Here is a 9,078-nt window from a genome sequence, read left to right on the forward strand (position 1 = left end):
TTTACCCCGACCTACCAACAGACGGGGAAGCTGTTCCAATCACTTCTTTCGTGTTCTTTGTCCTGAGACCGAATCTGAGCATCTTCCAGTGTACGGTCGTATGCTCCAGCGGGTATGGTTGTCCCAAGATATGTGCTCTCTCCAAATGCCTCCAGGCAGCGAGATGGTTGCCCTCTCTCCAGCAGGTATGGTGAGCGGTCAGTTCCTGTCGGTAAAAGGGCCTGAGCACGGCAGGCATGTTCCAGTTGAGTTTCATAAGGTGTTCTTTGTTCATTGATGTAAAGCTACACCTCATCGCCCTGCAATCGCATTGCATTTTTGGTGGCGCAACTGCCGCAGAGGCCCTTCACCACCAGGCTAGCCTCCTCCATGGTAAAGTTGTCAGGCAGCGGAATCTTCGGGATGCGGGACATCGGAAGGCAAAACGTTTCCTGGCATTTGCTGCAGGAAAAATGAACATGCAAGTCTTCAGGTGCACATGCACAGCCTTCTTCGCAGAGCGCATACTTCGTAGAACCTGTTCCGTCCTCTATACTATGTACAAGTCCTTTATCCTCAAAGGTTTTAAGGGTACGGTATAAGGTAATCCGGTCTGAGCGAAGGAAATGTGCCTCCAGGTCATTCAGGTTAACTGCCGATGACTGGCCTTGCAGGAAGTCAAGCACCATCAGGCGCATGGCCGTCGGGCGGACTCCCTTTTCTTGCAGGGTAAGTTCTAATTTTTGTAGCATAGATAAGTGTTTAATGATGGCCACCCTCTTCTTCCGCATTTCGCATCTTGGCAAGCAAAGAGTAAGCACCTTTCGTTACAAAATTGGCGGCAGCGGTATCAATCCCGGCAGGAAGCGCCACCTGTACATAGCCTCCTTCCTCGGTCCCTCGTTCCACGGGCACCATGCGGAAACGCTTCATCACCGTCTGGCCCTCTTTTTCATCGCCTGTAAAAAGGAAGATATAGTTGTTGCCATTGTCATGCACCACAGCCGTCTGCGGCAGAGCCAGAACTTCCTGGCCGTTCAGTGCCACCCGCGCCTGTACATACATACCCGGCACGAGGTCTTTGTCTTCCTCCTCCATGTGGGCGTGCACCTGCACCGTCCGCTCCGGGCTTATCTCTTTCCCTATCAGGTAAACGGTGGCCTCGTGCCTTGCCTCCGCCTCATTGGGTAGGGAGTACAATACTTTCTGCCCTTTTTCAGCGTCGGCACGTCCTTCTCAAACACCGTCAGCTCCACGTGCAGGTGGTCGGTATCTGCGATGCGGAACAGTACGTCCGTCGGATTCACAAACTGCCCAACGCTGGCGTTGATGTAAGTCACGAAGCCTCAATCGGGGCATAGATGGGGAGGATGCGGCTGATGTTGCCTTCCCGCAAAGAAGCGGGGTTGACGCCGATGATGCGCAGTCGCTCCCCCAGCCCCTCGACCTGTGCCCTTACAGACTTATACTCGGAAGCAGTCCGCTGATACGTCTTGGCTGAGGTGACCTGTTCAGCGGACAGCTCTTTCTGCCTTTCGTATTCCAGCTCCAAGAAACCAAGGCGGCTTCTGGCATCCAGGTAATCCTGCTGCAGTGTCACAAATTCTGGGTTCTCAATCTTTGCTATCAACTGCCCTTTCTTTACGCGCATGCCTTCCAACAGCTCCGTGCTTTTCACATAGCCACCCAGGGGGGCGCTTACAGATGCCATGTTCTGTGGCGGCAGGTCCAGCTTGCCTGTCAGCGTCAGGGTATTGCTCAAGTTGCGCATCTCAGGCTTGCCCAGCGCTATGCCAGCCACCCTATACTGCTGCTCAGTTAGCTCTGCCTCGTTGGGGTTCTCTTCGCCATGCTCCTCCGTGGCCACTTCCGTCGGCTCAGACTCACTGCCGCAGGATAAAAAGAGCAATGTACCTGTTAGGTAAATCATATAGATAATCCTGTTCATATGGGATAGATTCTGCTTTTGTTGGTTACTGTTGGTTTTCTGTAATGTAGTGGAGTTCAATGACAGCCCTGTCATAGGTGTAAAGTGTTTCCAGATAGTTCGCCTGGATGCTCAACGCCCTGCTTAGGCTCAGGATATAGTCTTGGTAGTTGATTTCCCCTACCCGGTAGGCTTTGGTGGCGTGGTCTATGATGAGCCGCGCCTGCGGCAGTGCCGTGCGTTCATAGTAATCCAGGCTGCCCTCCAGCTTCAGCGCCTGCTGTAGCGCGGCCGCCACATCGGCCCGCAGCTCGTTGAGAGTATCCTGTAGGTTCAACTGGGCTACGTCTGCCTGTATCTTGGCAGCCTCGATACGGCTCCTCTGTGGCTTTGCCCACAGCGGGATGGCCATGCCGAAGGACACCTCCTGCGGCGGCTCGAACTCTTCTATCCCTCTTTTTCCATGACTTCCGGCAATGGTTCGGTTCGTGTAGCCTAACTGCAGGTCCGGCAGTAGCCTGGCCCGCTCCAGTCCTTTCTCCGCCTGCCGCACCTCTACCTGTTGCCGGGCTAGGAGGAGTCTCGGATTCTGCTCCAGCATTTCCTCCGTTATGCTTGGCAGAGGCAAGCGGTTCAGTGCCGTGTCTGCCGTGGCTATCAGCGTATCAGTGGCCAGCAATGCCTGCAGGCGCTGCTGAAAGACGTACCTATCAGCCTCTGCCTGAAAGACGCTGTTGCGCACCTCGGACAGCTGCGTTTCGGCCGTCACCTTCTCCAGCAGGTTGGTCTCCCCGGTCCGGCAGCCTCACTTGGGCGGCCCTGAGGAAAGCCGTATACAAACTATCCTGGTAGGTGAGCAAGCTGAGGCGGGAGCGTGCGTAGACTATTCCGTAGTAGTTGAGCCTTACATCGCGGACTATTTCCCGCTGCCGCTGCGTCAGACCGATTCTGCCTGCCTGGGTGAGTTCCCCGGCGAGCTTTGCCTGTCTGGCATAGACAGTCGGAAAGGTGAATGTCTGCGATACCGAAACCTCAGTATCATATTCTCCAGACTGTAGCTTACCGGTAGAGTACTGCAGCTGCGTCTTGTTGATGTCCCAGGCTGTACCTTTAAGCGACTGGCTTCTTTTGATGCCAAGCCTGGCGGCCTCCACGGAGGGGTTCTGGCTGATTGCCTTGGCCACGGCCTCATCCAGCGTGTACACTTCAATTGGCCGCTGCTGTCCCTGTGCCTGCTGCACCTTGCCCATAAGCAAGGCAACTGAGGCAATAATGGTGACGATGGTGGTTGCCGGTAATCCGCTGCCGCCCGCGTTACGATTCTTTCTGTTGGAGACATACCCTTCGATGAGTATGTAGAGCACGGGCAGCACCACCAGCGTCAGCATCGTGGAGGTGATTAGTCCGCCTATCACGACCGTGGCCAGTGGTTTCTGCACCTCAGCCCCGGCTGTGTTGGAGAGCGCCATCGGCAGAAAGCCCAGGGAGGCCACCGTAGCCGTCATCAGCACAGGGCGAAGCCGTATGGAGGTGCCGTTGAGTATCACCTCACGGAGGCTCTGAATGCCTTCCTCCCTGCGTTGCCTGTTGAATTCGGCGATGAGAACAATGCCATTGAGCACCGCCACACCGAATAGGGCGATGAAGCCAACACCAGCCGAAATGCTAAAGGGCATATCCCGCAGCCATAGGGCCAGTACGCCCCCGATGGCCGACAGTGGAATAGCCGTGAAGATGAGCAGCGAGTGGCGCACGGAGCCGAAGGTGAAATACAGCAGCAGGAATATCAGCGCCAAAGCAGCCGGAACCGCCACCGAGAGGCGCTGGTTTGCCTCCTGAAGATTCTCAAACTGCCCCCCATAGGTCACAAAGTAACCCGTAGGAAGCGATACCTGCCGGTCTATTTTCTGCTGCACTTCCTCCACCACGCTGGCGATGTCCCGCCCACGCACGTTGAAACCCACGATGATGCGGCGCTTGGCATCCTCGCGCTGTATCTGGTTCGGTCCCTGCCGGTACTGCACATCGGCCACCTGCTCCAGAGGTACCTGCAGCCCGCTCGGCGTAGTAACGTAGAGTCGGCGCACATCGGCGATATCCTGTCTGTCATCCTGTTTGAGCCGGACGACCAGGTCAAAGCGGCGGTCCCCTTCGTACACCATCCCGGCGCTCTGCCCGGCGAAGGCAGCGTTGATGACTTGGTTAACCGCCTCCACGTCAAGACCGAACTTGGCTATTTGGTTCCGGTTGATGTCTACCACAATCTGTCGAAGTCCGGAAACTTGCTCCAGGTACAGGTCCTCAGCCCCTTCCACTGTAGAAACCACACGGCCGACCTCTTGGGAGAGCCTAGTCAGTTCCTGTAAATCCTCTCCGAAGATTTTGATACCCACGTCCTGGCGCACGCCTGAAATCAGTTCGTTGGAGCGCAGCTGTATAGGCTGCGAGACGCCGAACGTAACACCGGGTATATCCTCCAGCGCCTCCGTCATTTGGCTGGCCAAATCCTCTCGGGTGCTGGCGCTGGTCCACTCGTTCTTGTCCTTGAGAATGATGGTGACGTCAGCGGACTCCATGGGCATAGGGTCCGTTGGAATCTCAGCAGCACCAATTTTGCTGATTACCTCCTTCACTTCCGGGAATCGCTCCTTTAGAATCTGAGAGGCCAGCGACACCTTTTCGATAGTCTCGGAAAGCGAACTGCCGGTCAATAGCCTTGTCTCCAAAGCAAAATCGCCCTCCTCCAGGGTAGGAATGAACTCACTGCCCATGCGGGAGAAAAGCACCAGGCTCAAGGCAAACAAGGCGAACGCAGAAACAAGCACCAGTGCTTTGAATCGAAGGGCACCCCTGATTACGGGACTGTACATACGCTGGAAAAAGTCCATCATCCTGTCTGAAATGTTGCGCTTATGGGTGGTGTTTTTGCTCAGCAGCAGTGCCGACATCATGGGCACGTAGGTGAGCGAGAGGATAAAGGCACCTAGTATGGCAAAGGAGACGGTCAGCGCCATGGGGCGGAACATCTTCCCCTCAATGCCCACCAGCACCAGAATCGGCAGGTATACAATCAGGATAATGATTTCCCCAAAGGCAGCGGCGGTGCGAATCTTACGGGCAGATTCATACACCTCCCCGTCCATCTGGGCCTGCGTCAGTCTTCCCTCTTTGCGCAGGCCCAGGTGGTGCATGGTCGCCTCCACAATGATAACGGCCCCGTCCACAATGAGACCAAAGTCGATGGCCCCGAGGCTCATCAGATTGCCTGACACACCGAAGAGGTTCATCATGATGATGGCAAACAACATGGCCAGCGGGATGACAGAGGCCACCACCAAGCCAGCACGCAGATTGCCTAGGAAGAGCACCAGCACGAAAATCACTATAAGAGCGCCCTCAATCAGGTTCCGCTCCACTGTGCCCATTGCCCGGCCAATCAGCTCGCTCCTGTCCAGAAAGGCCTCTACTGCCACGCCTTCCGGAAGGGACTTTGCAATCTGCTCCATTCGCTCTTTCACGCGACCCACCACTTGGTTGGTGTTCTCCCCCTTGAGGAGCATCACGATTCCCCCCACCGCCTCTCCGTTGGCATCAGTCAGAGCGCCGTAGCGGTTGGCGCTACCGAACTGTACCTGGGCAATATCAGCGATAAATAAGGGTGTGCCGTTGGAGGTATTGCTGACCACCACCTTCTTAACCTCGTCCAGGCTCTTAATCAGACCCTCGCTGCGTACAAAGTAGGCATTTGGCTTTTTGTCAATGTAGGCTCCCCCGGTATTGCCGTTGTTGCGTTCCAGCGCCTCCAGCACATCGCTGATGCTTAGGTTGTGGGCTTTGAGCCTGTCGGGGTCAACCGCAATCTCGTATTGTTTCAGGAAGCCGCCGAAGCTGTTCACTTCGGCCACACCGGGTGTGCCGAGCAGTTGCCTGCGCACAATCCAGTCCTGTACGGTGCGCAGGTCCATAGCCGAGTACTGCTCCTCATACCCCGGCTTGGCGTGTACCACGTATTGGTATATCTCACCAAGACCGGTGGAGATGGGGGCCATCTCCGGACTCCCTAGCCCAGGCGGTATGTTACCCGTGGCCTCTACGAGTCGCTCGCTTACCTGCTGGCGTGCCCAGTAAATGTCCACGTTCTCTTCGAAGACAATGGTTACCACAGAGAGGCCGAAGCGGGAGATGGAGCGCACCTCCTCAATTTTAGCGATGGTGGACATGGTCTGCTCCACCGGGAAGCTGATAAGCCGCTCCACTTCCTGCGCGGCAAGCGAGGGGCTGGTGGTGATGACCTGTACCTGATTGTTGGTGATGTCAGGCACGGCATCGATGGGCAGCTGTGTGGCGGAATAGCCGCCCCAAATAACAAGCGCAAGGGTAAAAATGCCGATGATGAGCTTGTTATGGATAGAAAAATGAATGATTTTATCTAGCACCTTTTAATTCTTTAATCCCAAAAACCACATACAAAAGTATGTGCACGCCTGTTGAGGCCGCACAAGGGTGCGGCAACGCGTGTTTACTTACCTAAAATAGAAATAGGTTAAGCCTTGGGCGGGTGCCAGAAAGGAAAAGAGGGGGAAACAGCACCACCAGGAAGGTAGGCGCTCAGGTAAGAGCCTTGCGGATTATAAGGTGGCTCCTCTATTTGCGGACAGCTGAAAGACAGTGTGATGCCCCCGCAGCAGTTGCATTCGCAGAGAGGAGAGCAGAGGTCAATGCCCTGTACCGGGTCAGCATGGCTGTGGGTAGCCTGGACTGTCGTGGTTTCACACTGGGCGTAGCCGTCCCGCTGTCCGTGCACGGCAGGCACGCCAGTAGAAAGATAACCATTCCCCATATGACAGACAGGTACTTCATTTGTGCAAAGGTAATAAATTTTAGCTACTCATGCTCCCTTCCTGTTGTTCATCCATCGTTATAGAGACGCCAGAAAGCTTATCCATCGTAACGTGAATCCTAAATGCATAGTTTTAACTCATCCAGCGCCCATAGGCCTTCTAACGACCTTCCATTAGAATAATAAAAAAAATCGATAACTCTTTAAAACTTTTCCATAACCTGTTTCTATAAGATGTGATACACAACCTTTACTCATATGAAACCACATCAAAAACGAGGTACTGGAACCAGAGTTAGAAGACTGTCTGCGAAACATGAAATGACCAAGCTGTTTGACAGCTCAAGATGGAATCCATCTGCGGTTCTGAACTATAACTACATATACTTCACGAATCTTATAGTAGACCGTACTAACTTATATTACGATAACGAGCATATAAAACCGGGCTTTCAGTTACTGTACAAAGAAAATGCAGGAGATGCCCAACCAAAAGCTATAGATTTTCAGCAGTTATACATCTGTGCTATTAAGCACTACGATTGGTGGTTTCCATTTGAGAATAGTTTCGACATCTACTTCAAATGCCAGAAGACACTTGATATCTACTTTTTAGAGTACCCTATGTACTTACGGTTTGCATGTGCCTCAGACGTTGAATCATGGGACTTTGAAAAGAGCTTTGCTTGGAGAAACAAAGTAACTGAAGCAGAGTTAAGACTGGACGATAACGTCACTTTTCATAATAGACGGGTGGACAAATTAACCAACCTCGGATTTTAGCTAGGACAACGCAACTACAGGCCAACCTACCCATCCGCCTCGGTAGTTAGCTAGCTTGGCCTGCTTAGGCACCCGCTCTGCCATTCCGAGGCGATGTGAAGCTGATACTTCAATAGCTCTGGTGAGGGGGTAGAGCGACAAGCATAATGTATAAGCCTTATGCTTATAAAAAAAGTTATTCAAGGCTTAAAACTTTTGGGTATGCACTTTATATAAAGTGTATAACATTGACAAATGAAGAAAATGAAAAGACACACATCGGTGGTACATCGAAAGAAAGTAGGAAACATGTTCCACCCTGCATACTACATGAAGAAAGACATATTCCCTCCACCACCTGTATTTACTTCTGAAATGTTTGGGGGAGCTGAAAGTCGATGTGGTAATGAAAAGTATGTGCGTGACAGAACGGTTTTTGACTGGGGAGAAGAAGGCGTGAGTTGTATAGATTACAAAGTAGGTGGTTTAATTATTGAGGGAGATACATGCAGGTACAAACCCGGCTTCATTTACCCCTTTGATGTGCTGCTGTATAAAGATTCAACGAGTGGTTCGTATGTGAAGGGACATGCTTTCAGTGACCTTGTGGTCTGTGCCATTCAAGAGTATGCAATCGATGCACGTGGAGGAATGCACTTTGGCATATTCTTTAGGAGTATTAGCATGAGTGAATTGTTCGTAATAGAATACCAGTACTCTAGATATCATGTACCTGATACTATTTCAGATTTTGACTATCCTTATTATTGCGCTCGCAGGTACGCACCAATAAGTGACGATGAACTGGTCGAATTAAGTAAAGAGAGGCATAGATTTAGACTGTATAACTTTAAGGAATACAGAACAAAGGTTAGAGAGTTTAAGATAGACCAGATATTGGACGCTACTAACAGTTTTTATGCCTGATGGGTGAGCATGAATATGTATAACACATAGGCATGGAATCGTGCTGGCTCTGTAGCAACAGCATAAAGACACTTGATACTGTTACATAGGCTTGGCTTCTGCCATAGGCGTATGATTGTCTAGCGTTGGACGGGCCTAGCTAAGGAGGAAGGGTGGTAGCAGAGCTGCTACCACCAGTTATGGTCGCCTTTGGATGAAGGTAGATTTTAATTGAATTAGGAGGGTTGGAGTCCGCAGGGGACTACAACAAGTGCCCATCTTAGGAGCTATTGGTATATTTTTTAAAAATTCACCACAAAAATTACCCACATGTGTCAGAAAGATGGATGAAGCAGTGCTTTTCAGTAGAACTTTGGCATACTTTACGAGGCGACCAATGACCCGCTTTATCATGGGTGAATCTCAATCGGAGTTCCGACCGATACGGGAGTGTAATCTAAACTGTGTCATCTCTATATTTCAATTTACTGGCCCTGTTGGTGTACTGGCGTAAGTCCTTACAGCAACAGGGCCAAACTTTTGAAGTGCGTCTCACTTCAAGTCCAGCTGCATCCTGTCCCCGAACCAGATGGAGAGCTGCTGAGCTGTCTGGCTCCAGTTGGCAAGGGGCATGACCCACTTTTTGCTGATGTTCTGATGAGAC

General features: G+C 52.1%; 8 protein-coding genes and 1 pseudogene. 2 read left to right on the forward strand and 7 right to left on the reverse strand.

All coding sequences use genetic code 11. The features are described 5' to 3' along the window. Nucleotide 1 precedes the first annotated feature (1 nt). From O71_RS19840 to O71_RS19860, 7 genes and pseudogenes are all read right to left on the reverse strand, one after another. On the reverse strand, nt 2-274 hold the full coding sequence (locus tag O71_RS19840) for a DUF3703 domain-containing protein (protein ID WP_007660667.1): 273 nt from the start codon (nt 272-274) through the stop codon (nt 2-4). Nucleotides 275-284: 10 nt separating this feature from the next. Next, nucleotides 285-731, reverse strand: coding sequence for a Fur family transcriptional regulator (locus tag O71_RS19845; RefSeq protein ID WP_007660668.1), 447 nt, complete (start codon nt 729-731; stop codon nt 285-287). 10 nt (nt 732-741) lie between these two features. Then, nucleotides 742-1,179 (reverse strand): hypothetical protein, encoded by a 438-nt coding sequence (locus O71_RS23555; protein ID WP_192811714.1) that lies wholly within the window; start codon nt 1,177-1,179, stop codon nt 742-744. Further along, the gene (locus O71_RS27605) at nt 1,125-1,319 is read right to left on the reverse strand and encodes an HlyD family secretion protein (RefSeq protein ID WP_051017829.1); all 195 of its coding nucleotides are present in this window, start codon (nt 1,317-1,319) and stop codon (nt 1,125-1,127) included. Before O71_RS27605 ends, O71_RS23555 begins: the two co-directional genes overlap by 55 nt. Beyond that, nucleotides 1,316-1,909, reverse strand: a complete 594-nt coding sequence (locus O71_RS23565) for an efflux RND transporter periplasmic adaptor subunit (protein WP_192811716.1) — start codon at nt 1,907-1,909, stop codon at nt 1,316-1,318. The genes O71_RS27605 and O71_RS23565 overlap by 4 nt, the downstream gene beginning before the upstream one ends. Before the next feature lie 43 nt (nt 1,910-1,952). Further along, nucleotides 1,953-6,342: pseudogene (locus O71_RS19855) on the reverse strand (CusA/CzcA family heavy metal efflux RND transporter). Between the two features lie 107 nt (nt 6,343-6,449). Continuing rightward, the gene (locus O71_RS19860) at nt 6,450-6,746 is read right to left on the reverse strand and encodes a hypothetical protein (protein WP_007660678.1); all 297 of its coding nucleotides are present in this window, start codon (nt 6,744-6,746) and stop codon (nt 6,450-6,452) included. Between the two features lie 258 nt (nt 6,747-7,004). Here O71_RS19860 and O71_RS19865 point away from each other — a divergent pair, with 258 nt between their 5' ends. Together O71_RS19865 and O71_RS19870 are read left to right on the forward strand one after the other, a co-directional pair. Then, on the forward strand, nt 7,005-7,529 hold the full coding sequence (locus tag O71_RS19865; RefSeq protein ID WP_040574930.1) for a hypothetical protein: 525 nt from the start codon (nt 7,005-7,007) through the stop codon (nt 7,527-7,529). Nucleotides 7,530-7,763: 234 nt separating this feature from the next. Next, nucleotides 7,764-8,435, forward strand: a complete 672-nt coding sequence (locus tag O71_RS19870; protein WP_007660681.1) for a hypothetical protein — start codon at nt 7,764-7,766, stop codon at nt 8,433-8,435. Nucleotides 8,436-9,078 lie beyond the last annotated feature (643 nt).

The organism is Pontibacter sp. BAB1700, assembly GCF_000277005.1.
In the GTDB taxonomy this organism is placed as follows: domain Bacteria; phylum Bacteroidota; class Bacteroidia; order Cytophagales; family Hymenobacteraceae; genus Pontibacter; species Pontibacter lucknowensis.